Below are 22,590 nucleotides of genomic sequence, written 5' to 3'. Positions count from 1 at the left end.
ACGACGGGAGCGTGCCGGCGGGTGGAACCGTTCGACTCCGGGGCCACTGTCCGCGGAGTCGGTCGCCGAACCCGCAGAGTTAGCCGACACGCCGACGGAGTCGGTCGACGAAACTACGGAGCCGGCGGCGACCGCTCCGGAACCGGGTGACGGTCTCGGCGACTCCGGTCCGGATCTGGTCGGCGAGTCCGACGGGCACGAGCCCGGCGAGCCACAGTGCGACTGCCGGGAGCCCGACCGGGTAGACAGACCGTGGTCGGTCGGCCGTCGCGGCGCGGTACACCGTCCGGGCGACCCGAGCGGGTGAGACCGCCGCCGGCCCGCCGTCCAACATCCGTCCCGCCTCGTGGAAGCGGTACGTCCGGTCGAACGCCGCCCGGCGGTCCTCCGGCAGCCTGTCGGCCGCCCGACGCTCGAACGGGGTGTCCACCCATGCTGGCTCGACGGTTGTCACCGAGACGGGCGTGTCCAGACACTCGATCCGAACCGCCTCCGTCGTCCGCGCGGCGGCCGCCTTCGCCGCGGCGTAGTGACCCGTCCCCGGGAACACCGCCCGCAGGAGTGAACTCGTCACCGTCACGATCCGGCCCTCGGAGGCAACGAGGTCGTCGAACGCCGTCCGGACGAGCGCCGTCGGCCCGTGGACGAGCACGTCGTACAGCTCCCGGACCGCCTCGCTGGGCACGTCTAGGACGGGCCCCGGGAGCGCGTACCCAGCCAGACTCACGAGACAGTCGAGTCGGCCGGTCTCGGCGGCGACACGGTCGACCACCCGCTCGCGGTCGTCGGCGTCCGTCACGTCCAGCCGCGCCGTCGACACCGAGTGGCCGTCCCAGTCGGCCGCCGACAACGCCGCCTCGTCCGCGTCCGTCGCGTACACCCGCCAGCCGGCGGCGGCGAACCGCGCCACGGTCGCTCGTCCGATCCCGCCGGCCGCACCCGTCACGAGCGCGACCGGCCGCTCCCCGTCGTCTGTCACACTCCGACTCCGCCGGGCCGGCTCTTGAACCCCCTGGTCGCCCGTCGGCGGCCGTTCGGCTTATACTGTCGCGGTCACAGGAGAAGTCGTGAGCCACACTGCGACTGTCCGGGAGTACTACGACCTCGTCGACGCGGGGGAGACCGACGCGCTCGTCGCCCTGTTCGCCCCGGACGTGACGTACGAACGCCCGGGACAGTCTCCCATCGAGGGGCGCGAGGCGCTGCGGACGTTCTACGAGCGCGACCGACCGTTGTCGGACGGCAGCCACGAGGTTGGCGAGGTCGTCGCCGACGGCGGGACCGTCGCCGTCCGTGGCCAGTTCGAGGGTCGCCAGGCCGGCGATCCGGTCGAGTTCTGGTTCGCCGACTTCCACACGTTCGACGACGCAGGACTGATCACCCACCGGCAGACGTTCACCGACCGCGACGAGGTGTGACGAGTCGCCGCGAGCCGAACCCACAAGTGCGCCACGGTCGGACGGCGACCGTGTACGAGTTCGGAGTCGTCGGCTGCGGCGTGATCGGGACGAGACTCGCGGAGACGCTCGCGGACCACCCGGACGCGACCGTCCGGGCCGCGTGTGACACGGACGCCGACCGGGTCGAGGAGTTCGCCGACACGTACGACTGTGTCGCCCACCGCGACCACACGGACCTCGTCGGCGACGACAGTGTCGACGTGGTGTACGTCGGCGTCCCGCCGGTCGGGCACGTGCCCGTCGGCACGGACGCACTCGCGGCCGGGAAACACCTCCTGTGTGAGAAACCGATCGCACCGACGGCCACCGGCGGGGAGACGCTGGTCGACGCCGCCGCCGAGACGGACCGCGTGGCGGGCGTCAACCTCCCGTTCCGCTACACCCCCGGGTTCCGCGAACTTCGCCGACGGGTGTCGGACGGCGACGTCGGCGAGGTGCGGCGCGTCGACCTCCGGTTCCGGTTCCCTCGGTGGCCCCGAGAGTGGCAGGACGTCGCCTGGCTGGAGTCGCGCGAGCAGGGCGGGCCGATCCGCGAGGTCGGCACCCACTTCCTGTTCGGGGTCGACGAGACCTTCGGTCCGGTAGAGCGGCTCACTGCAGAGACACAGTACGACGGGCCGGAGCGACACGAGACCTCCGTCGTCGGGTCCTTCGCCGTCGACGGCGTCCACGGGACGCTCGACCTGGCGACCGGCGTCGCCGACGACGAGGAGAACTCGATCACCGTCCTCGGGACCGAGGGGAAGCTGACGCTGACGGACTGGCACCGGCTCGTCGCCGACCGCGGCCGCGAGTCCGAACGGGTGCTCGTCGACGACCGCGCGCCGACCACCCGACGGCTGCTCGACGAGTTCGTCGCCGAGCTCGACGGGGACGACGGCGACCTCGTGTCACTGTCGACGGCGACCCGAATCCAGCGTGTCGTCGACGCCGTGTTCGCGTCCGACGGAGAGTCCGTCGCGCTGGAGTGAGAGACCCCGGCGACACTCACAGAACGTGGAGTCGATCCGGGTCGACGGCGAGTGAGACCTCGTCGCCGTCCGGCTCCTCGCCGGGGTCGAATCGGAGCGTCAGCTCGTTCCCGTCCGGGAGCGTGGCGCTGGCGCGGACGTGGTCGCCGAGGTAGAACCGCTCGTCGACGGTTGCCGTCACCGGGCCGTCGCCGGGCGTGAACGCCTCCGGTCGCGCGACGACGGTCACGTCGCCGGCGGCGGCGGCCGGCGGCGCCGGCACCGTCGCGTGACCGAGGTCCAGGCGGTCGCCGTCGACGGTCGCCGACAGCCGGTTGGAGGTGCCGACGAAGTCGGCGACGAAGGAGCTAGCCGGCCGTTCGTACACCGTCTCCGGCGGGCCGACCTGTTCGATCTGTCCCTCGTTCATGACGGCGATCCGGTCGCACATCACCATCGCCTCCGCCTGGTCGTGGGTGACGTACAGCGCCGTCACGTCCAACTCCGCGAGCAGGCGACCGATCTCCTCTTCTAGCCGTCGCTTCAGCTTGGCGTCTAGCCCGGTCATCGGCTCGTCTAAGAGGAGCACGCGGGGCTCGATAGCCAGCGCCCGCGCCAGCCCGACACGCTGTTGTTGGCCGCCCGACAGCGTCGTCGGGTCGCGGTCACCCATGCCGTCGATCCCCAGCAGCTCCAACAGCTCCGTCGCGCGCTCCCGCCGGCGCTCGGGGGGCACGTCTCGCATCTTCAACCCGAAGGCGACGTTCTCCCGGACCGAGAGGTTGTCGAACAGGGCGTACGACTGGAACACGAGCCCGACGTCCCGGCGCTCGGGGGGCACGTCCGTCACCGGCTCGTCGTCGAAGGCGACCCGGCCGGCCGTCGGCGTCTCGAAGCCGGCGACCGCCCGGAGGGTGGTCGTCTTCCCGCAGCCGGACGGGCCGACGAGCCCGAGCGTCTCACCCGGCTCCACCGTCAGCGAGACCCCGTCTACCGCGAGGGTGTCTCCGAAGCGTTTCGTCACGTCTGTCAACTCCACTCGTTCTGCCATCGTGCTCACCTCGTGTCCGTAGTCGTCACTGCCTCGACAGTCGCTCGCGTCACTGTACACCACCCGCGGAGAACCCGCGCTCGCCGGTCGCCCGCAGCAACGCCGTCACTAACCCGACGATCAGGAAGTACACCGACACCGCCGCGGCCGCCCGTTGGAACGGGTTGTTGGAGATGTTCTCGAACAGGAACAACGAGAACGGCTTCGGCCCGCGGGAGTAGACGATGTACGAGAAGTTGAACTCCGCGGCCGCCAGCGTCCAGCACACCACGGACCCGGAGATGATCCCCCGCTTCGCGTTCGGGAGGATCACCGTCGCCAGCGTCCGCGGCCAGGAGGCACCCAGCGACCGTGCGGTCTCCTCCAGTCGGCGCAGGTCCATCGACTCGAACGACGACTGGACTGACAACACCATGTACGGTGCCTTCAGCAGGGAGTAGCCGATGATCAACGCGACCGCGCTCGGGAGGTTCGGGTACGTCCGCAGAAACGCGATCCCGAGGACGATCCCCGGGACGATCGGCAACACCGCGACCGTGTTGAGCCAGTCCCGGCCGTAGAAGTCGTACCGAGTGACGGCGTACGCGATGGGTACCCCGACGACTAAGTTGATCCCGACACCCGCCAGCGCCAGCAGCATACTGAACCCGATGCTCGCGGGGACCCGGACGGCGAGTCCCGTCGCCGGGATGTCCACGATCCAGGTGCCGAGTCCGCGGGAGGCGCCGACCGTCTCCGTCAGCCCGAGCGCCTGCTCCCAGTGGATCGTCGTCAGCGGGCCGCTGGGAGCCAGCCCCGTCCAACTCTCGAAGAAGGAGGCGGCGAACGTGAGCAGGACCGGTCCGATCAGGAACAGGAGGGTCACGCCGAACAGGACCAACAGCAGCCGGCGGCCGACCTCTGCCGACAGTCGGTCCAGCGTGCCGTTCGTCGCCTGCGGGACGCCCCCGTCGGCAGCGAAATCGTCGTCCGTCACGCTTCACCCACCTCCGCGCTCGTGAACCGCAGCCCGAGGAAGGTGAACGCGAGCGTGAACGCGAAGAACACCACCGCAAGCGCAGACGCCATCGGGAGGTCGAATCCGACCTGGATCTCCTGGTCGAACCGGAACGTCACGACCGACAGCGCCTTCAGAACGAGCACGGTGCCGAAGATGGCCAGTGCCGTCCGGAAGGTGAGGATCAGCGCCGCGACGACCCCCGGCCGAATCTGCGGGAGAGTGACGTGCCGGAACGTCTCCAACGGGCTCGCGCCCAGCGCCCGGGCGGCCTCCTCGGCGTCGCGGTTCACCTCCGCGTACGTCCCCCGGAGGAGGAACGTCGCTCGCGGGATCATGGAGTAGAGGTAGCCGAAGAACAGCCCCAGCACGGCCGCGGGGCTGCCAGACGGCTGGCCCGTCAGCGCCACCGCGTCCGGGTTCGTCCCGACGAGGAACGCCAGCGCGTTCGAGAGGACGCCGGTCGTCCCGAACAGGACGATCATCATGAACGCCGCGACGATCCCCGGAAGACTGATCGGGAACGACAGCAGCGTGACGAGTGTCCCTTCGAACGGGAGGTCGTACTTCTCCAAACTGTGGGCCAGCCCGACGCCGACGGCGACGCTGACGACGGTCGTCACGGCGCCGAACCACAGCGAGTTCCAGATCACGGAGCCGTACACGGCGCTGGCCTCGGGGACGAGCGCGTCGCCGACGATCGGGACGAACGCCAGCATCGACGCGAACAGCTCCCGGTAGGCGGACAGCGTGAACCCCTCGACCGCGAAACTGGAGGTGGAGGTGCTCACCCGCAGCATCTCCGCGAGCGGGACGAACGCGCCGAACGTCGCCAGCGCGAGGAACGGCAGCGACAGCAGGGCGATCCGGCGGTGCTCGCGGTCCCGCTCCGTCTCCGGGGCAGCGACCGTCGCGGCCCGGCGCAGTGACTCCGAGTCGAGTGTGGACATCGGCGGCTCAGTACCCCGTCAGCCCGACGCCCTTCCCGATCTGCTCGATGATCGACTTCTGGTTCTCCACGAGCTTCGTGTAGTCCACCTGGAACTCCGTCTCGTCGTAACGGGACTGCGGCGGGAACTGGTCGGGCATCTCCAGTTCCGGCGCGCGGATCGGCCGGACGAACGCGTCGAGGAACTTCCGTTGACCCTCCAGCGACAGCACGTAGTCCATGAACAGCTTACACGCCTCCGGGTTCGGGGCGCCCTTCAGCATCCCGTAGCCGTACGGCTGGTTGAACGCACCCTTCTCGCCGTTGGGGCCGGTGAGCAGCCTGGTGGCGACCTGGTCCTCGCCGATGGAGTCGGCGTTGTACTTCAGGTCCAGCCCGGTGTAGTCGTACTCGACGAAGGTGTGGACCTCACCCTTCGTGAACTTCTGTTCGACGTTGCCGGCGAACACGGCGCCCTTCTCTTTCACGTCCTTGTAGTAGTCGACCACCGGCTGCACGTCGTCGAGACTGCCGCCGTAGGCGTTGTTGATCGACAGTGCGCCCGCCAGCCCGACGGCCGCGTTCGGCGGCTGGTACTGAGTCTTCGAGGCGATCTCCTCTCGCTTGAGATCTTCCCACGTCTCCGGCGGCTCGATCCCTTCCTCCTCGTAGATGTCCTTCCGGTAGGTGACGGTGGTCGTCATCCGCCGGGTGGCCGTCATGTGGCCGTTGTCCGTCTTCAGCTTCTCCGGCACTTTGTCCCGGTTGGCCGGCTTGTACGACTGAGTCAGCCCGTCTTTCATCGCCAGGATGCCGAACGTGTAGCCGCCGTTGTACGCCGAGTGGGTGGGGTCCTGGGCGTTAGCCCGCAGGTCCGACAGCGCCTCTCCGGAGGAACGTTGATCGTCGTTCAACGGGACGCCGTACTTCTCCTCGAACGTCTTCATCTGAGCGCCCCAGTTCGACCAGCCCGTCTGGACCGCGTACACGTACAGCTTCTCCGGGAAGTCGGCGGCCGACACCGTCGTCTTCGAGTCCTCGTACCCCACCTCGTACGTCTCGCCGTCGGAGCCGCCCGAGCCCCCGGAGTCGTCCGACCCTGCCTCCTCGGACCCGGAACCACCCGCCTCCGTGTCCGTGCCGCTGCTATCAGTCACACAGCCGGCCAGTCCGGCTGCGACCGCCGCTCCCGTCAGTGACAGTGCCTGCCGTCTGGATCGCATCGTGGTTTGGTCTCCAGGATTCGCGTATTAATCCTTGATATGAGCCGGAGGTACCGATGCGTAGACTATATATCTCTCCCGTCAGTTTACAACTCTTCAAATAACAAAGTAATTAATCCTAGACGGACAGACAGTTCCGAGAGACGGGGATAAGTTTACCACGACGGCCGGAAGGAGTGTGTCGTGTGCACCAGGAACTTTCGGACGCGAGCGACGCGCTCCGCACCGCCACAGAGACCACGGCCGGGGAGACGCGCGAACGACTGTTCGAGCAGGCGGAGGCGTTGGCCGACGCCGCGACGGCCGACACCGGGCCGGACCACGGGAAGTTGGCCCGCCACCTCCACGTCCTCCGAGAGATCGAAGCCGAAGTGGACGAGACGGCCGCCGACCACGTCGAACGTGCCCGCGACCTCCTCTCGTCGTACCGAGAGGGCGTCGACGGGGTGTAGTGCCGTCACGCCGGGGGTGACGCGTACCTCCGTCACGCCGGGGGTGACGCGTACCTCCGTCACGCCGGGGGTGACGCGCACTCCCGTCACGCCGGGAGACGGCGTGTCGCCGACCTCCGGCTCAACAGACGTTCTTCGGCTCGACGCCCATCGACTCGAGACTCTCCACGTAGTCTTCGTAGGCGGCCTCGATCACGGCGTCGGCCGCCTCGCGGGCCGTCTCCCGGTCGTCGACGCCCGCCAGCGCCTCCGCCACGCGGTCGCGGTCCGTCTCGACGGCCGAGCGGAGCGACCGGAACGTCTGTGCGCTCTGGGGGTCGGCGTCGCCGACGAAGAACCCCACCGCCTGGGCGACCCGCGTCTCTGCGAGCAGTTGGCGGGCGAGTGCGCCGCCGAGCCGGCCGGCGTCCGTCTCCGTCGCCGCCAGCGCTTCGAGATCCGGGAACTGGCGGTCCGTCGGCTCCGTGCCAGCTGTCTCCGCCTGGTCGCGGGCCGACGCCGCCAGGTCGGACAGCAGCGTCCGTGTCTCGCCGTCCGTCGCGGCCGCGAGGTCGTCGTACGTCTCGGCGGCCAACGTCGCCTCGCGGGCGACTGCCGCCCGGACGGCGTCGCCGGCCATCTCGCCGCCGGTGAGCGCGTACAGCGACTTCGACGACCCCAGCCGCGACAACGGCGTCTCGTGTGCCTCTCGCAGCGCGTCGGTGAACTCCTCGGTGTCCATACCTGGTGTTCGGCCGGGGGGGCCGAAAAGACTGCGCGACGTGCCCGTGTCTCGCCGTGCGACACCCACCGGCAGAGTTTACGCTCCTGGCGTGTCACCTGTTCGTCGTGTCCCAGCCAGACGACGACCGGGAGCGTCCGCCGACGGAACGGTCGCTCCCCCCGCTCTCGGATCGTGATCCGACCGTCTCCGGCGCCGTCACGGCCGCCGGCCGGGTCGTGCGCGACCTCCCGACGGCCGTCCTGCCGGCGTACCTGGTCGCGCTCGGCGCCGCCGGGGTCGCCCGTGCGCCGTTGTTGCTGGCGCTCGGGGTCGCGGTCGCGTTCCTGGCCGCGACCGGCCGGATCGAGCCCGTGCTCCGGGCGGCCGAGCCGCTCGTCGGCCGCGACGGCGCCGACGGCGTAGTCGACCCCGCCGACCCCAGCACACCGCCCGGCGCCCCGGACCTGTCGATCCCGCCGGAGCTGTCTGCGGCGGTCGCCGACCTCGCCTCGCCGACGGTCGTCGGGGTCGTCGTCGCCGGCGTCCTGCTGTCGGTCCTGGCGTTCGCGCTCGTTCGCGGCGTCTCCGTCGCCGTCACACAGTCGACGGTCTGGGCCGCGCTCGCGGTCGAAGACGACCCCGAGCCCGCGCGAACGGCGCTGACCGCCGGCGTGCGCGGCGCCGGTCGCTGGCGGACGTTCCTCGGGCTGTTCCTCCTCCGTCTCGTCGTCGGACTCCTGTTCGTCGGCGCCCCGCTGGCGGCGACAGGGGTGTTCGTCGCCGCCGGCTCCGTGGCCGCGGCCGTGACGGTCCTGCTCGGGCTCGGCGGCGTGCTCGTCACGCTGGTGGTCGTGATCCTCCTGTCGTTCGCCGGGCCGGCCGCCGTCGTCGACGACCGAGGCGTCGTCGGCGCCGTCCGGGGGAGTCTCGGCTTCTTCCGGCACCACCCCGCCGTCGCGGTCGCGTTCGTCGTCGCCGCAGGCGGGCTGTACGTCGCGTCCGGCGTCGTCGCCGGCGTCCTCGGCACCGTCTCGGCCGCCCGCGTCGGCGCGCTCCTGACGCCGCTCGTCGTCTCCCCGGTGGTCGATCTCCTCGCCACCGCCGTCTACGCCGGCGTCCGGACGGGCCCCGCGTCTCCGGACACACGGTCGGCGGCGGTCGCCCCCGACGGTGACGACGCCACGTCCGGCCGCGACGGGCACGACCGCAGCGCGCCAGGTGGCGACACGTCCGACCACGCAACACTCGACCGCGACACGGACGACCGGGAGCCGGGAGCGACCGCTCGGTCGACACAGACGCACACGACGGCGGCACGAGACGACCCAGCGGCGACGGCGACCAGTGTCGAGCCGGCCGCACCCGCCGGTCCGCCGACGGTACCGACCCGGTCTCGGCAGTCGGTCGTCGACCGGCTCCGGACGGCGTTCGGCGGCGGGCTCCGGGCGTTCACCGGGTTCGCGGCCGAGTCGCCGCTGGCGGTCGTCGGCGCGCTGGCGGCGTTCGCCGTCGGCCTCCTGGGCGGCTGGGGGCTCACCGCGCCCGCCGGCCTGGCCGTCCCGCCGCCGGAGAACGTGGGCAACGTCTTCGGGGCGTTCCCGGTGAACGACTTCCTCAACATCGCGGCCAACAACTGGCTCGTTGCCGCGACCGGCGTGTACAGCGGGCTCGCCTTCGGCGTGCCCGCGGCCGTCGCGGCGGCGTTCAACGGCGCACTCGTCGGCGCGCTCGCCGGCGCGTTCGACCTCCAAGGGTTCGTCGCGCTCGTCGCCCCCCACGGAATCCTCGAGATTCCCGTCCTCCTCGTCGCCTGGGGGCTGGGGCTCCACCTCGCCGGCGTCGGCTGGCGAGGGGTTCGCGGCCGGACGGACGCCGCGACCGTCGCCGACGAACTCCGGCACGGCGCGCACGTCCTCGGTGGCGTCGCGGTGTTGCTCGTCGTCGCCGCGCTGATCGAGGCGTTCCTCACGCCCGCGATCGCGGAGTTCGTGCTGTAAGAGTCGCGTGGGAGTCGGCCGCCCTCCCGCGGTCCCGCCGCGTATCGAAACGACTAAAGACGCGAGTGAGGTACCATGTGGTGCCTGCCTGGGTAGCTTAGAGGTAAAGCGCGTCCTTGGTAAGGACGAGAGCCCGGGTTCAAATCCCGGCCTAGGCTCTCTGCTGTGAACGAAGCCAACAGCGAAAGCTGTGCCGGGATTTGAAGCAGGGAGCGGAGTAAGCGCCAGCGAACGGAGCGACCGAGGTTCAAATCCCGGCCTAGGCTCTCTGCTGTGAACGAAGCTAACAGCGAAAGCTGTGCCGGGATTCGAAGCAGGGAGCGGAGTAATCGAGGTTCGAACGTCGGCTGAGGTCTTCTGCTGTGAACGAAGTGAGCGGCAGTACGCTCCTTCAGAGTTCGAAGTCCAGACAGTTTCACTTCTCTCCACAGTGTATCCGGCGCTACCACTCGTCCGGTGGCTGCCCGAGCGACTCGACTCGGCGTGCAGTCCTCGCCGAACCGCAGATCCATCACCGAACGAACAGAAACGCCATTCTGCGAGCTTTCAAACCGTCGCCGTCCGAGACGACACTCACGATGTTCGGCAGCGAGACCCACGAGACCACGGAGACCCACGAGTTCGACCGTCCGTCGTCGCTCGCGGTCGAGACGACGAACGGGAGCCTCACACTCACCGCACACGACGAGTCGAACGTCGTCGTCGAGGCACACAAGCGGGGAGACAGCGAGCGGGAACTGGCGAACGCCAGAGTCGTCGCCGGTGGGACGGACCCGCTCTCGGTGGAGGTAGAACACGACGGGGGGTCGGACGCGACAGTGTCGCTGACGGTCGCGGTCCCGACAGATCTCCCGATCGAGCGGGCGGCGACGACGAACGGGAGCGTCGAGGCGACGGGTGTCACCCTCCGTGGAGTCGAGACGACGAACGGGGGCGTCGAGCTGACGGACACGACCGGGCCGTTGTCGGTCTCGTCGACGAACGGCGGGGTGACGGTCGACGGGGTGGACGGGGACGCAGAGCTGTCGACGACGAACGGGGGCGTGGAGGTGTCGTCGGTCGACGGCACCGTGACCGCCGAGACGGACGCGGGGTCGATCACGGTTCGGGAGGCCGCGGCCATCGGCGACGTACGGACGAGAGCGGGGAAGATCGACGCGGTCGTCCGGGCCATCGACGGCGACACGGCCGTCGAGAGCACGACCGGCTCCGTGCGGCTGCGCGCCGGTCCGGAGTTGGACGCCGAGGTGCGCGTGTCCTCGTCGGTCGGGGGCGTGACCGCGCCGGGGCTGTCCGGCTCCGACGGGATCGTCGGCGGCGCCGCGAGCGGGCAGGTCGGCGACGGTGGGCCGACGTTGACCGTCTCGACACAGGTGGGGAGCGTAGCGTTCGAACAGTGATCGTAGGGAGTCGACGAGGCGGTGGTAGTCGTCCGCCGAGTCGACCCCGTGCCGAGTTGGCCCTCCGCCGAGTCGACCGACCACTCGTGTCACTCGACGGTCGTCGGGCGGCGGGAGTCGGCTTCAGAGTCGCCGTCCCAGGAGGACACCGGCCCCCAGCAGCAACACCATCCCGGCGCCGACGCCGATCCCGACGAGGAGCGGGCTCGACAGGAGTCCGTCGTCAGCGTCCTGCGTGGTCGTTCCGGACGTCGCCGTGCCGGACTCCGTCGACTGTGTCGTCGACGTGCCGGTGGGCGGTGTTGCCGTGTCGGCCGTAGCCGGCGAGTCTGTCACCGACGGAGTCGCGGTCGGAGAGTCTGTCGCAGATCGTGTCACAGTCGGTGACGGGGTCGCCGTCGGGGTCGCCGTGGCGACCGTGAAACTGCCGACCTCGTTCGTCTCGTAGGTCGGCTCGACAACCTCCGCGTCGGCGTCGTTGAGGAGTGTGTTCGACCGATCGAAGCCGATCTGGGGGTTCCCGTTCCCGACGACCTCGAAGGTGATCTGGACGAGCTCTGGGTTCTCGACGCCGTCGGCAGCCGCCTGTGTGAGGAACACCCAGCCGGCCGCCCCGTTGTTGTTCACCACCGGATCGGCGAAGTCGACGCCGGTCGCTCCCCGGAACGTCACCACGCTCGGGTCGTACGTGACGTTCGCCTGGTACCCGGCCATCTCGCCGGACGCGGACAGAGTGACGGTCAGCGTCTCGCCGCGCTGCTCCGTCGTGACGTTGATCGTCCCGTTCTGCTGTTGTTGGTGGATCGCGTCCGTTGCCGCCACCGTGCTAGTGGCGACGAACACGCCCCCCGCGAGAAGACACACCACGAAGAGCGTAGAGACAACTCTGTTCATTTTGCACTAACAGCTATAATTTAGCAAACAAAAAAGCTTGTCGTCCGCGCCGGCGTGGTCAGTTGGCGACGGCCACAGTCGCCGCGTCGACCGGCGGGGTGGTCTCGACCTCGTTGGTCGTCTGCTGGCTCGACTCCTCTTCCTCGCCGGACGCGTCGTCGCTGGCGACCAGCTGGAGGATGGCGGTCACGTCCGCGGACGTGACGGCGCCGTCCTGGTTCACGTCGGCGAGCGTGGCGATCTGGTCGCCGGAGGTCTCCGTCGGCAGCCCGGCGATGTACCGCTGGACGATGACGGCGTCACCGGCGGTGATCGCCCCGTCGGCGTTCACGTCACCCAGCTCTGCCTGGAGCACCTCGACTTCACCTGCGTCGGTGTTCGAGATGAACGCCGAACCGTTCGTGTCGTACACGTTGGACCCGGCGTCGGCGACGTCGATCGTCGCGGACTCACCGCCCTCGAGACCAGTCGTCTCGAACTCGACGCGGGCGAACTCCGCGGCGTCGACCGGCTTCGCCTGTGCCTGCGTGAGCACGAGCTTCCCTGCGTCGTTGTCCAGGTTCACGACCGGGTCGGCCATGTCGACACCGGTCACCTCGGACACCTGAACCTTCTCCGGATCGAACGTCAGCGTCACCTCGTACCCGGAGACACCCTCGACGGTCGTCTGGACCGAGACGGTGGAGTTCGTTCCGGGCGTGACGGTCTCGTTCGACACCGAGATCTCACCGGCGGGACCCGGCGGGTTGGCCGCAATCTCCACGGCGTTCCCGAGGATCATGTCCGCTGCCGTGGTGTAGTCGCTCGCGCCGACGAAGCTGGTGTACCCCATCGAGGCCGTCAGGATGTCCCAGCGTTCCTCGTCGACTGCGACGGCGCTCCCTTCGACGGAACCACTCGCACCGGAGCTAACGCCGGCGAGGACGTTCGCGTCCGTCCCGCTGAACGTCGTCCGGTCCGCGAAGTCCCCTTCGTGGAGCTGGATCGGCGACCCGGAGGCGACCTCGTCGAACAACGGGTGGTCGGCCTGGTAGTCGACCAGGAACGGGTTGCTCCCGCTGAACGCCTGGTCTGTCTCCGCCGGATCACCGAGCGCGTTCGAGCGTGCCTCGATACCGTTCGAGCTGGAGCCGTACTGATCGAGGTACACCGTCCCGACCTCGTAGCCGCTCGTCACCTCGACGAACTCCTGCGGGGAGGACTCGTCGATGTTCTGGACGACGTACGCGTCGTACGCGTCCACGGAGTCGATCGCCGTCTGGCTGTCGATCACGTCGATCTCGTAGCTCGCCGGCAGCTGTTCGGCGAGCGTCTGCTCGACTGCACCGCCGAACTCGCCGCTGTCGTCGACGACACCGACCGCCTTCAGCTCAGTGAACACCTGGGTCGGACCCGTGGTCACCTCCAGGCTCTCGCCGGCGCCGCCGAAGGTGTGCACCATCGACAGGTCACCGCTGGAGCCGTCGGCAGTCTCGACGGTCACCGTCACCGTGTCGTCGACCGGCTGGTCGAACTCGATCGTCGTGCCGAACGGCACCTCCGTCCCGTCGACGGACAGCGTGGCGTTCGACTGGTCGAAGCCGTCTGCCAGCGTCGTGCTGTACGACTCCATGTTCGCGACGTCGACAGTGACGCTCACGTTGGCACCGGCCTCGACGGCGGCGGGCTGTGCCTTCACCGGCTCGACGCCGACCTGCGGCGAGGCCGTGAAGTTCAGGGTCACCGTCTCGTTTTCGGGGACCGTCACGGTCTTCGAGGCGTTCTCGACGCCGAACCCGGTGACGTCCACCTGAACGTCGCCCGCCTCGGCGAGCACGGTGTACTCACCGTACTTGTTCGTGATCGTCTCGAAGCCCTGGTCCGTCGTCACCGTCGCCTCCGGAACGGGCTCACCGCTCGTGTCGGTGACGACGCCGGTGATCGACTGGTTCAGCGTGACCTGTTCGGTCGCGGCCGCGACGTCGATGATACCGTCACCGAACCGGTCCGGCTCGGCGTTCGGCGGGAGCGTCGCCGTGTCGGTCAGGGCCTTCTGGATCGTCGACTTCTCTAGGCCCTCCCCGCCGGCCGACAGCATCAGTGCGATGGCACCCGCGAAGTGCGGTGCCGCCATCGAAGTGCCGGACAGCTCCGTGTAGCCGCCCCCGTTCTGTGCAGACTTCACGGCCGCGCCGGGCGCGGCGTAGTCTGGCACGTAGTACTCGTCCGGCCAGTCGGCGGGCGCGTCGGCACCCCAGTCGGAGCTCGTATCGACGAGTTCACCGCTGGAGAAGGAGGCGATGTCGCCGGCCTCGTTGCTGGCACCGATCGCCATCACGTCGTAGATGTTGCCGGGCGTACCGGAGCTCCCCTGGCCACTGTTGCCAGAGGAGCTGACGACGATCTTGCCGGCAGCCTCCAGGTTCTGGACCGGCTCGATCAGGTCGGGGTAGTAGCCCCCGGCGCCGAGACTCATCGACACCACGTCGATCTCGGGCTGGTTCGCGGCCCACTCCATCCCGCCGGCGATCTGGGCGAACGAGCCGCCGCCGTTGCTACCGAGCACCTTCCCGTGCCACAGGGTCGCACCGGGGGCGACGCCGATGTACTCGCCGGAGGCGTTCCCACCGGCGACCGTCCCGGAGACGTGCGTCCCGTGACCCTCGTTGTCGTACGGCGCGACGTTCTCGACGTTCCCGTCAGAGTCGACCTCGACGAAGTGCTCGTCCTGAATGTTGATGTCCGGGTGGTCCGGGTCGACACCGGTGTCGAGAACGGCCACGTCGACACCCTCACCCTTCGTGTCGAACTGGGACCACAGCTCCGGGGCGTTGATCTGGTCGAGCCCGTAGGTGGTGTCGACACCGTCGTCGCCGGCGTCGAACGACGTGTCCGAGACTCGCGTCTGCTTGTCGGGCTCGGGGAGCGTGATCTCGAAGTTGCTGTGGACCCGCTGGACGCCCTCGATCCGGGCGACAGTCTGCAGGTCGACCTCGTTCGTGTCGATCTCCAACACGACACCGTTGAGGATCCAGAACCGTTCTTCCACCTCGACCCCGTCGCGCTGACTCACGAAGCGGAGGAGGTTCTGCTGTGTCGAAGCGGCGTGCGACTTCAGGCTCTGCACGCTCGCCTCGCGGTCGAGCTGTGAGATCCGTGACTGGTCCGCTCCGTCGAGACGCACGACTACCGTCGTCGTCCCCTCGGCGTCGGTCAGTGTCGGGTCGACCTCACCCTCGTCGGCGAAGTCGACGGCCGCCGACGGGTCGACGACCCCTTGTTCGAACGTTACCTGATTCGTGTCCGATGCGTCGGTCACTGTCCCCGGCGCTGCTGCGACCGTCCCGGCTCCGGGAGCGGCCACCATCAGCACCGTCAGGAACAGTGCGAGTGCTTTATTTCTGTTTTTGTCCATTGTTCTTGGACCTCTAGCTTGCAATCACCGTATGAACCGTGTGGCATATGTAAGTTGTGGTCACACCTACCCTGAGTTTCTCTCGTGTGGCATATCCCAACAGACATGCGGTAGTAATTGCCGGTGTCTGCGGGCAGGAGGCGAGCCCGTCCGGCTCGCCGGCGCGTCTCACCCGCTGGTGTCTGCGTTCGCCGTCGCCCAAGCGGCCAACAGCTCCCACAGCGTGCGGTTCGTCGGCGTACCGACGCCCGCGGTCTCCCCGCGCCGGACGACTGCACCGTTGATCGCGTCGACTTCCGTCGGCCGGCCGGCGCGCACGTCCTGGAGCGTCGAGGAACGGTTGTCGGCCGTCGCCGCCGCCACCTCGCGGACGGCGTCGACGGCCGTCTCGTCGCTCAGATCGACTCCCTCTGCGCGCGCCACCCGTGCCGTCTCCCGGGCGGCCCGCGCCGCGACCGGCCGGCCGGGGTCTGCGAGCACTGCCTCGTTCCGCACGCGTGCCAGCGCAGTGACGCCGTTGATCCCGGCGTTGACCGCGAGTTTCCGCCAGCGTCGCGTGTCCATCCGTGCCGTCGCCGTACAGGCGACGCCGGCGGCACGACAGGCGTCGGCGACGCTCCGGGCACGGTCCGACTCCGTCTCGTCGTCGTCGAGTTCCCCGGCGTGGAGGTCGCCGAGACCGGTACACCGGACGACACCCGGTTCCGGCAGTTCGGCGCCGTACGTCGCGGTGCCGGCGAGCACGCGGTCGCCCAGCGTCTCCCGGAGTCGTTCCTCCGTCAGCCCGTTCGTCAGCGACCAGACGGTATCGTGGCTGCCGTCGGCCAGCGCCGCGGCGGCCGCGGGCACGTCGCCTGCCTTCACAGTGACGACTGCGAGATCAGTGTCGAGTCCGGCGGCGTCCGTCCGGGCGTCGGGGCCGACGGTCGCCTCGGCTGCCCCCTCGATCCGGAGCCCGGACTCGCGGACGGCGGCCACGTGTGGGTCGCGGCCGACGAGCGTCACCGTGTGTTCGCGGGCGAGCAACCCGCCGACGAGGCTCCCGAGCGCGCCGGCGCCGAAGACGAGAATCTCCATTGGTACCTCGTCGGACTCCGACGGCAAGGTGGCTTGTGGTCGCGGCGTCCACGGGTGGGCTCGGCCGGTGAGACCACCCGCAAGCTACTGGTCGCGCGCGTGCGAGGTCCGTCCGTGATCGTCGTCCACACCGAGATCCCGGTCGCACCGGACGAGGAGGCAGCGTTCCGCGATCTCGCCGCGGAGTTGGTCGCACGCGCCGAGCGTGCGGAGCCGGACACGGTCCGGTACCGCGCGAGCGTCGGTGTCGGGGACCGACCGGTCGCCCGCTTCTTCGAGCAGTACGCGGACGCCGCCGCCGCGGAGACACACCGAGCGAGTGACCTCTACCGCCGGTTCAACGAACGGCTCCCGGAGTTGGCCGACGGGGAGATCGAGACCGTCCAGTTCGAGGTGCCCGCCGACGCCGTGGCGACGGCGACGTTCACCCCGGAGGAGGCCGCTGCGGCCGTCGCCGACGAGACCGAGGAGACGGACGAGAGAGAAGGCGCCGACGAGACCGAGGAGACGAACGAGACGGAGTGAGCAGACGGGCCCCGGCGAGAGGACCGGCACGTCTGACACCGAACGCCCGACTTTTCACGGAGCGCACCGAGGGAGGCGTATGGCCGAACTTCCGCTCGTGGGCGAGTCGGAGGCAGTGCCGTCGGCGGCGGACGACGGGACCTGGCTCGCCTGTGTCGCCTGTGGGTCGACGTTCTCCCCGTTCGACGATATCAGGTACACCTGTGACGACTGTGACGGACTGCTCGAGGTCAGGTACGACGACCACCCCGACTGGGGTGACTTCGAGGCGAGCCCCACGGACCGTGGGGTGTGGCGGTACGCAGACGCCCTCCCGTTCGAGAAGGGAGTGTCGCTACCGGAGGGCGACACTCCGTTGCACCGCGTGCCGCGCATCCGCGAGGACGCCGGGGTGAACCGACTCCGGGTGAAACACGAGGGGATGAACCCGACGGGTTCGTTCAAGGACCGCGGGATGACCGTCGGCGTCCGGGTCGCCCAGGAGGTGGGTGTCGACCGGCTGGCGTGTGCCTCGACGGGGAACACGAGCGCGGCGCTGGCGGCGTACGGCGCCCGCGCCGGGCTAGAGACGCTCGTCCTGCTGCCGCAGGGGAAGGTCGCCGCCGGAAAGGTAGCACAGGCGAGTCTCCACGACGCCCGGATCGTGGAGCTAGACGGCAACTTCGACGACTGTCTCGACGTAGTCCAAGAACTGGCCGGCCGCGGCGAGGCGTACCTCCTCAACTCGTTGAACCCGTTCCGGCTGGAGGGGCAGAAGACGATCGGCTTCGAGATCCTGGAGCGTTTCTACGCCGACAACGGGAAGTACCCGGACCGGATCGTCCTGCCGGTCGGCAACGCCGGCAACACCTCGGCGCTGTACAAGGCGTTCCGAGAACTCGTCGCCGCCGGCGCGATGGAGCCGTCGGAGGTCCCGTCGCTGACCGGGGTCCAAGCGGCCGGCGCGGCGCCGTTGGTGGAGGCCGTCACGGAGGGGAACGACGAGATCAGGCGGTGGCCGGATGTGGAGACCCGTGCGACGGCGATCCGGATCGGCAACCCCGTGAACGCACCGAAGGCGCTCCCGGGCGTCCGCGAGACTGGCGGCACGGCTGTGGCCGTCGAGGACGACGCCATCACGGAGGCACAACGGGCGCTCGCCCGCGAGGGGGTGGGCGTCGAGCCGGCGTCGGCTGCCAGCGTTGCCGGACTGAAGAAGCTCCGCGATCACGGCACGATCGGCGCCGACGAGGACGTGGTGTGTCTGACGACCGGTCACCTGCTCAAGGACCCCGACGCCGCCTACGAGGCGGGCGGGGAGCCGGTGCCGGCGGACGCCACCGCCGACGCCGTCTTGAACGCGTTGTAGCCGTCACCGGACCGGGACGGCACGGGCCGCCGTCGTCTTGAACGAGACGGTGACGGCGTCACCGACGGCGAGGTCGAGTCGGTCGGCGCTGTCGGCGGTCACGAGCGCCTCGACTGACTCTCCGTTCTCTTCTTCGTCGCCGCCGACGGCCACCGTCACCGCGACCACGGACGCCGACCGGTCGAGTCTGTCGACCGTCCCGGCGAGTCGGTTACGGGCGCTCGTAGCGTCCGCCGGGGGGGTCGCCTCGGGCGCCTGGAGCGTGACGGCGTCGCTCCGGACGCTGACGGCGACACGGTCGTCGACCACCGGGGCTTCGACGGCGAGCCCCCTGACGCGACCGACCGACGTGGCGACGACGACCGTGTCGCCGTCCGTCGCGGCGACGCGGCCGTGGAACACGGACTCGCGGGCCCGGACGGTCCCGGCCAACACCGCCTGGAGCCTGTCGAAGCGTTCGAGCAACGACCGGCCGTCGCCGGTCAGCCGGCTCCCGCCGCCGTCGGCCCCGCCGCGGCGACGCTCCAACAGCGAGCCGAACGCCGACTCCAGGTCGTCGAGTCGTCCGAGCGCTCGGGCCCGAGAGCGACCGAGTCGCTCGGCCGCGCCGCTGACGGAGCCCGCCTCCGCGACGGCACGCAGGAGCCGCGCGTCGGTGGTGTCGAAGGTGACGCCGTCCACAGTGAGTCCAGCCGCGACGGCGGTCTCGTCCGCGCGGTCGGGGTCTCCGGACACGGTCGTGTTCTCCTACCACTCGACAAAACGCTTATGACCGGTTGGGCGTTTCGATGTATCTGTGTCGATACGTCGCTCCGGCGAGACCGGGTCGTCGGCGGACCAGACCGGGTCGTCGGTGAGCGAAGCCGGGACGCCGGTGGGTGAGGCCGAGTCGTCGGGCCAGACTGGACTGTGGGGAGGCCCGACGGCCGTTCTCGCCGTCGTGACGGTCCAGGTGGCGGCGTTCACTGTCGCCTCGGCGACCGGGCGACCGACGTGGTACGTCCCGTTCGCGCTCGTGTCGGCCGGGGTCCTCGGCGCACGGAACGACGACGGCTGGTTCGGGGTCGTGATCGCCGGGCTCGCCGCGACGCTCCTGTTGGCGCTCGGGGTGCCGATCCTGGCGTTTCTCCTGCGACAACAGCCGGGGCTCGTGTGGGAGGCGGCGACGGACGGCGCCGTCCACCGGATGCTGTTCGTGACCGTGTACGCCCCGTTGCTCGCAGCGCTCGGGTCGCTCGCGGGCGGGGTGCCGCTCGCGTACCTCCTCGCTCGTGGGTTCCCCGGGGAGAGAGTCGTCGAGAGTCTGGTCGACCTCCCGTTGGTCGTCCCCCACTCCGTCGCCGGAATCCTGGTCCTGTTCGGCTTCGGGCGGGGTGGTGTGTTTCCGAACGTCGAGATTCTGTCGTCGCTGACCGGGATGGTGTTGGCGCTGGCGTTCGTTGGTGCGCCGTTCGCAGTCCACGGCGCTCGGGAGGGGTTCGAGGCGGTGGACGACGACCTCCGGATGGCGGCTCGCTCGCAGGGCGCGAGCCCGTTCGAGACGTTCCGGCGGGTCACACTCCCGTTGGCCGGCCGGAGCGTCGTCACCGGCGGCGTCTTGGCGTGGGCGCGAGGGGTCTCGGAGTTCGGCGCCGTCGCGGTCGTCGCGTACACCGTCTCTGTCGTCGTCCCCGGCGTCGGGGCGATCACGGCCAGTCACGCGCCCGTGTTCGTCTACCAGACGTACACGAGCCGGGGACTCGCCGAGAGCGGCGCCGTCGCAGCCGTGTTGCTGGCCGTCTCCGCGGCGGTGTTCCTCCTCGTACGCTGGGTGACGGACGACGGAACTCCCGGGGTGGCGTGAGTGGTGTCGCTGTCGTTCGACGTCCGCGCCCGGTTCGGCGACGGCGCCGAGTCGTTTCGCCTGACCGCCGACGCGACGGTGGCGTCCGGGGAGACACTGGTCGTTCTCGGGCCCAGCGGGAGTGGGAAGACGCTCCTGTTGGAGTGTCTCGGTGGCTTCCACGATCACGACGGTGTCGTCGAGATTGCCGGACGAGACGTGACGGACGCGCCACCGGAGACGCGGGACGCCGGACTCCTCTTCCAGTCGCACGCGTTGTTCCCACACCTGACCGTCCGCGAGAACGTCGGGTTCGGCCGGCGCTACCACGAGACGACACGGGAGCCGGCGACGCTGCTGGAACGGCTCGCCGTCTCGGAGCTGGCCGACCGCCGGCCCGAGACACTGTCGGGCGGTGAGAGACAACGTGTCGCGCTCGCCCGGACGCTCGCCGTCGACCCCGGAGTTCTGTTGTTGGACGAGCCGCTGGCGGCGCTGGACGTTCCGACCAGGGAGACGCTGCGTGACGACCTCGGCCGACTGCTGGCCGACCGGACGGTCGTGTACGTCACACACGACCGGACGACCGCCAGGGCGCTCGGGGACCGAATCGCCGTCGTCCACGACGGTGAGGTCGTCCAGCGTGGGTCACCCTCGGCCGTGTTCGAGCGCCCGGAGTCGGAGTTCGTCGCACGGTTCGTCGGCGCGAACGTCCTCCCGGCGGGCGTGGGAGCGCCGCGGCCGACGGCCGTGCGACCGGAGGCCGTCGCGCTCGTCTCCCCGACGGACACCGAGACCGTCGGGTGTGTCCGGCGTCGGTCTCGCGTCGAGACGGCCCACCGCGTCGTCGTGGCCGTGGACGGCGTCGAAGTGGTGGCGTACACCGACGATCCGCCGGCGGTCGACGACCGGATCGGACTGCAACTGCCGTCTGATCCCTGGACGATTCCGACGAGTGACGGAGACAGGACGACCGGGAGGGATTAGTCGTTCGCGGGTGTCACAGACGGTGTGGAGACCTGGCGTACACTGTTCGAGCGCGGCACAGACGTGTCGACCGACGAGACGGCGATTCGAGAGGCGCTGGAGGCGAGGCGTGGCGGCGACTGACGGGGATCCGGAGCCGTCGCCGGCGCGGGTCGTCGCCGACGCGGACGTGCTCGCGGCCGACCTCCTCTGTGACGGCCCATCGCGGGCAGCGTTGGACCACCTCCGCGAGCACAGTTGGACGACGTTGGTTGCGAGTGACGCGCTGTTGGCCGACGCGGAGGCGGTGATCGCGTCGCTCGCAGACGAGACGCTGGCGAACGACTGGCGCGAGCGGGTGGCGAACTGGCGCGAGTCCGTCACCCACCCGGCCGACGACCACCCCGCGCTCGCGTCCGCCTACCACGGCGGCGCGATGCACGTCCTGTCGCTAGACGGTCGGCTGACAACTGCGGGTGCGGGTGTCGGGCTGGCGGGTCACTTCGACGTGAGCGTGCGCGAGCCGGCGGCGTTCGCGTCGTTGTTCGACGCCGAGAGCCTGTACGGCGTGGTCGTCGGGGGGGAGTACGACGGACCGGACCGCGACCCACGGGCGTGAGCGAGCAGGCGACACGTTCGACTGGCAGCGCCGGTGTGTCGCACTCCCGCCGAGTTCGACGCTGCGTGATCGGTCAGGGCACGCGCCGTCTGGTCGCCTCCCCGTTGAAGAACCCTCGGTCGCTACCGCTGTGCGTACCACTCCGCGAACTTCTCCAACGCCCGTCCACGGTGTGAGATAGCGTTCTTCTCCGCGGGCCCCATCTCCGCCATCGTCGTGCCGTCGTACTCGAAGATCGGATCGTAGCCGAAGCCGCCGTCGCCGCGCGGCGGGACCAACTGCCCGCGCACGACACCCTCGAACAGCTTCACCGGGAGGTCGGTCTCCGTAGTGTCGTTGTCCTCGTCCGCGTCGGCCCCCGTCGCCGCCGCAGCTACCCGGTCACCGCGGTCGACCGGATCCGGCGAGGCGTCGAACGACTCCCCGTCGCAGTACGCCAACACACACCGGAAGGCGGCCCGATGGTCGTCTAGCTCCGCGTCGGCGAGCCGCCAGACGGTGTCGATCCCCAGTGTGTTCTCGACGAACGCGGAGTAGGGGCCGGGGAAGCCGTCGAAGCCCTCGAGGAACAGTCCCGCGTCGTCGACGAGAACGGGGCCGTCGACGCGGCGGTACGCCGCCCGAGCGCCGTGGGCCGCGATCGGCGCCGGATCGGCCGCCTGGATCTCGGTGTAGTCGAAGTCGAACTGCGTCACCTCGTCTAGGTAGTCGTCCGCCTCGGCGAGTTTGCCGTCGTTCGTCGTGACGTAGTGGAGCACGCGAGAGGGTTGGCGCCGCGGCGGTT

General features: G+C 69.8%; 21 protein-coding genes and 1 tRNA gene. 11 read left to right on the top strand and 11 right to left on the bottom strand.

Features of this window, described 5'->3' with window-relative positions; translation table 11 throughout:
* Positions 1–79: 79 nt before the first annotated feature.
* Positions 80–979, bottom strand: a complete 900-nt coding sequence (locus RYH79_RS01420; RefSeq protein WP_370895500.1) for an SDR family NAD(P)-dependent oxidoreductase — start codon at positions 977–979, stop codon at positions 80–82.
* A gap of 88 nt (positions 980–1,067) precedes the next feature.
* Here RYH79_RS01420 and RYH79_RS01415 point away from each other — a divergent pair, with 88 nt between their 5' ends.
* Positions 1,068–1,418, top strand: coding sequence for a nuclear transport factor 2 family protein (locus tag RYH79_RS01415; RefSeq protein ID WP_370895498.1), 351 nt, complete (start codon positions 1,068–1,070; stop codon positions 1,416–1,418).
* Between the two features lie 50 nt (positions 1,419–1,468).
* On the top strand, positions 1,469–2,431 hold the full coding sequence (locus RYH79_RS01410) for a Gfo/Idh/MocA family protein (RefSeq protein ID WP_370895496.1): 963 nt from the start codon (positions 1,469–1,471) through the stop codon (positions 2,429–2,431).
* Positions 2,432–2,447: 16 nt separating this feature from the next.
* Here RYH79_RS01410 and RYH79_RS01405 read toward each other — a convergent pair whose 3' ends face one another.
* The 4 genes from RYH79_RS01405 to RYH79_RS01390 form a co-directional block, all read right to left on the bottom strand.
* Positions 2,448–3,461: an ABC transporter ATP-binding protein gene (locus RYH79_RS01405; protein ID WP_370895494.1), complete on the bottom strand. Its 1,014-nt coding sequence runs from the start codon at positions 3,459–3,461 to the stop codon at positions 2,448–2,450.
* 49 nt (positions 3,462–3,510) lie between these two features.
* Positions 3,511–4,347 (bottom strand): ABC transporter permease, encoded by an 837-nt coding sequence (locus tag RYH79_RS01400; RefSeq protein WP_370900724.1) that lies wholly within the window; start codon positions 4,345–4,347, stop codon positions 3,511–3,513.
* 86 nt (positions 4,348–4,433) lie between these two features.
* A complete protein-coding gene (locus RYH79_RS01395; RefSeq protein ID WP_370895492.1) occupies positions 4,434–5,408 on the bottom strand; it encodes an ABC transporter permease in 975 nt (324 codons plus the stop codon).
* Between the two features lie 7 nt (positions 5,409–5,415).
* On the bottom strand, positions 5,416–6,609 hold the full coding sequence (locus RYH79_RS01390) for an extracellular solute-binding protein (RefSeq protein WP_370895490.1): 1,194 nt from the start codon (positions 6,607–6,609) through the stop codon (positions 5,416–5,418).
* Between the two features lie 185 nt (positions 6,610–6,794).
* Here RYH79_RS01390 and RYH79_RS01385 point away from each other — a divergent pair, with 185 nt between their 5' ends.
* Positions 6,795–7,061: a DUF7553 family protein gene (locus RYH79_RS01385; protein ID WP_370895488.1), complete on the top strand. Its 267-nt coding sequence runs from the start codon at positions 6,795–6,797 to the stop codon at positions 7,059–7,061.
* A 121-nt stretch (positions 7,062–7,182) separates the two neighbouring features.
* On the opposite strand, the gene RYH79_RS01380 is transcribed toward RYH79_RS01385, so the two are convergent.
* Positions 7,183–7,782, bottom strand: coding sequence for a transcription antitermination protein (locus RYH79_RS01380; RefSeq protein ID WP_370895486.1), 600 nt, complete (start codon positions 7,780–7,782; stop codon positions 7,183–7,185).
* Positions 7,783–7,889: 107 nt separating this feature from the next.
* Here RYH79_RS01380 and RYH79_RS01375 point away from each other — a divergent pair, with 107 nt between their 5' ends.
* From RYH79_RS01375 to RYH79_RS01365, 3 genes are all read left to right on the top strand, one after another.
* Positions 7,890–9,761: a stage II sporulation protein M gene (locus RYH79_RS01375; protein WP_370895484.1), complete on the top strand. Its 1,872-nt coding sequence runs from the start codon at positions 7,890–7,892 to the stop codon at positions 9,759–9,761.
* An 86-nt stretch (positions 9,762–9,847) separates the two neighbouring features.
* A tRNA-Thr gene (locus RYH79_RS01370) sits at positions 9,848–9,919 on the top strand.
* 420 nt (positions 9,920–10,339) lie between these two features.
* Positions 10,340–11,161, top strand: a complete 822-nt coding sequence (locus RYH79_RS01365; RefSeq protein WP_370895482.1) for a DUF4097 family beta strand repeat-containing protein — start codon at positions 10,340–10,342, stop codon at positions 11,159–11,161.
* Positions 11,162–11,284: 123 nt separating this feature from the next.
* Here RYH79_RS01365 and RYH79_RS01360 read toward each other — a convergent pair whose 3' ends face one another.
* From RYH79_RS01360 to RYH79_RS01350, 3 genes are all read right to left on the bottom strand, one after another.
* On the bottom strand, positions 11,285–12,025 hold the full coding sequence (locus tag RYH79_RS01360) for a cohesin domain-containing protein (protein ID WP_370895480.1): 741 nt from the start codon (positions 12,023–12,025) through the stop codon (positions 11,285–11,287).
* Positions 12,026–12,113: 88 nt separating this feature from the next.
* The gene (locus RYH79_RS01355; protein ID WP_370895478.1) at positions 12,114–15,449 is read right to left on the bottom strand and encodes a S8 family serine peptidase; all 3,336 of its coding nucleotides are present in this window, start codon (positions 15,447–15,449) and stop codon (positions 12,114–12,116) included.
* Positions 15,450–15,617: 168 nt separating this feature from the next.
* On the bottom strand, positions 15,618–16,526 hold the full coding sequence (locus RYH79_RS01350) for a ketopantoate reductase family protein (protein WP_370895476.1): 909 nt from the start codon (positions 16,524–16,526) through the stop codon (positions 15,618–15,620).
* Between the two features lie 114 nt (positions 16,527–16,640).
* Between RYH79_RS01350 and RYH79_RS01345 the strand changes: the two genes are divergently transcribed.
* Positions 16,641–17,051, top strand: coding sequence for a putative quinol monooxygenase (locus RYH79_RS01345; protein WP_370895474.1), 411 nt, complete (start codon positions 16,641–16,643; stop codon positions 17,049–17,051).
* A gap of 79 nt (positions 17,052–17,130) precedes the next feature.
* A complete protein-coding gene (thrC, locus tag RYH79_RS01340) occupies positions 17,131–18,399 on the top strand; it encodes a threonine synthase (RefSeq protein WP_370895472.1) in 1,269 nt (422 codons plus the stop codon).
* Positions 18,400–18,402: 3 nt separating this feature from the next.
* Here thrC and RYH79_RS01335 read toward each other — a convergent pair whose 3' ends face one another.
* A complete protein-coding gene (locus tag RYH79_RS01335; RefSeq protein ID WP_370895470.1) occupies positions 18,403–19,134 on the bottom strand; it encodes a TOBE domain-containing protein in 732 nt (243 codons plus the stop codon).
* Positions 19,135–19,195: 61 nt separating this feature from the next.
* Here RYH79_RS01335 and RYH79_RS01330 point away from each other — a divergent pair, with 61 nt between their 5' ends.
* The 3 genes from RYH79_RS01330 (at position 19,196) to RYH79_RS01320 (ending at position 21,806) form a co-directional block, all read left to right on the top strand.
* Positions 19,196–20,242 (top strand): ABC transporter permease, encoded by a 1,047-nt coding sequence (locus RYH79_RS01330; protein WP_370895468.1) that lies wholly within the window; start codon positions 19,196–19,198, stop codon positions 20,240–20,242.
* Between the two features lie 3 nt (positions 20,243–20,245).
* Complete coding sequence (locus RYH79_RS01325) at positions 20,246–21,208, top strand: ABC transporter ATP-binding protein (RefSeq protein WP_370895466.1); 963 nt, start codon at positions 20,246–20,248, stop codon at positions 21,206–21,208.
* Between the two features lie 109 nt (positions 21,209–21,317).
* Positions 21,318–21,806 (top strand): DUF7384 family protein, encoded by a 489-nt coding sequence (locus RYH79_RS01320; RefSeq protein WP_370895464.1) that lies wholly within the window; start codon positions 21,318–21,320, stop codon positions 21,804–21,806.
* A 122-nt stretch (positions 21,807–21,928) separates the two neighbouring features.
* Here the strand turns inward: RYH79_RS01320 and RYH79_RS01315 are convergent, their stop codons facing one another.
* Positions 21,929–22,564, bottom strand: a complete 636-nt coding sequence (locus tag RYH79_RS01315; protein WP_370895462.1) for a non-canonical purine NTP pyrophosphatase — start codon at positions 22,562–22,564, stop codon at positions 21,929–21,931.
* Positions 22,565–22,590: the final 26 nt, after the last annotated feature.

The sequence above is a fragment of the Halobaculum sp. MBLA0143 genome, from assembly GCF_041361465.1.
GTDB lineage: Archaea > Halobacteriota > Halobacteria > Halobacteriales > Haloferacaceae > JAHENP01.
This window is presented reverse-complemented; position numbering and strand designations above follow the sequence as displayed.

Coding starts and splice junctions, on each gene's coding strand:
- RYH79_RS01380 (WP_370895486.1), bottom strand. CDS start 7,782: ATGGACACCGAGGAGTTCACCGACGCGCTGCGAGAGGCACACGAGACG.
- RYH79_RS01355 (WP_370895478.1), bottom strand. CDS start 15,449: ATGGACAAAAACAGAAATAAAGCACTCGCACTGTTCCTGACGGTGCTG.
- RYH79_RS01405 (WP_370895494.1), bottom strand. CDS start 3,461: ATGGCAGAACGAGTGGAGTTGACAGACGTGACGAAACGCTTCGGAGAC.
- thrC (WP_370895472.1), top strand. CDS start 17,131: ATGGCCGAACTTCCGCTCGTGGGCGAGTCGGAGGCAGTGCCGTCGGCG.
- RYH79_RS01390 (WP_370895490.1), bottom strand. CDS start 6,609: ATGCGATCCAGACGGCAGGCACTGTCACTGACGGGAGCGGCGGTCGCA.
- RYH79_RS01395 (WP_370895492.1), bottom strand. CDS start 5,408: ATGTCCACACTCGACTCGGAGTCACTGCGCCGGGCCGCGACGGTCGCT.
- RYH79_RS01350 (WP_370895476.1), bottom strand. CDS start 16,526: ATGGAGATTCTCGTCTTCGGCGCCGGCGCGCTCGGGAGCCTCGTCGGC.
- RYH79_RS01365 (WP_370895482.1), top strand. CDS start 10,340: ATGTTCGGCAGCGAGACCCACGAGACCACGGAGACCCACGAGTTCGAC.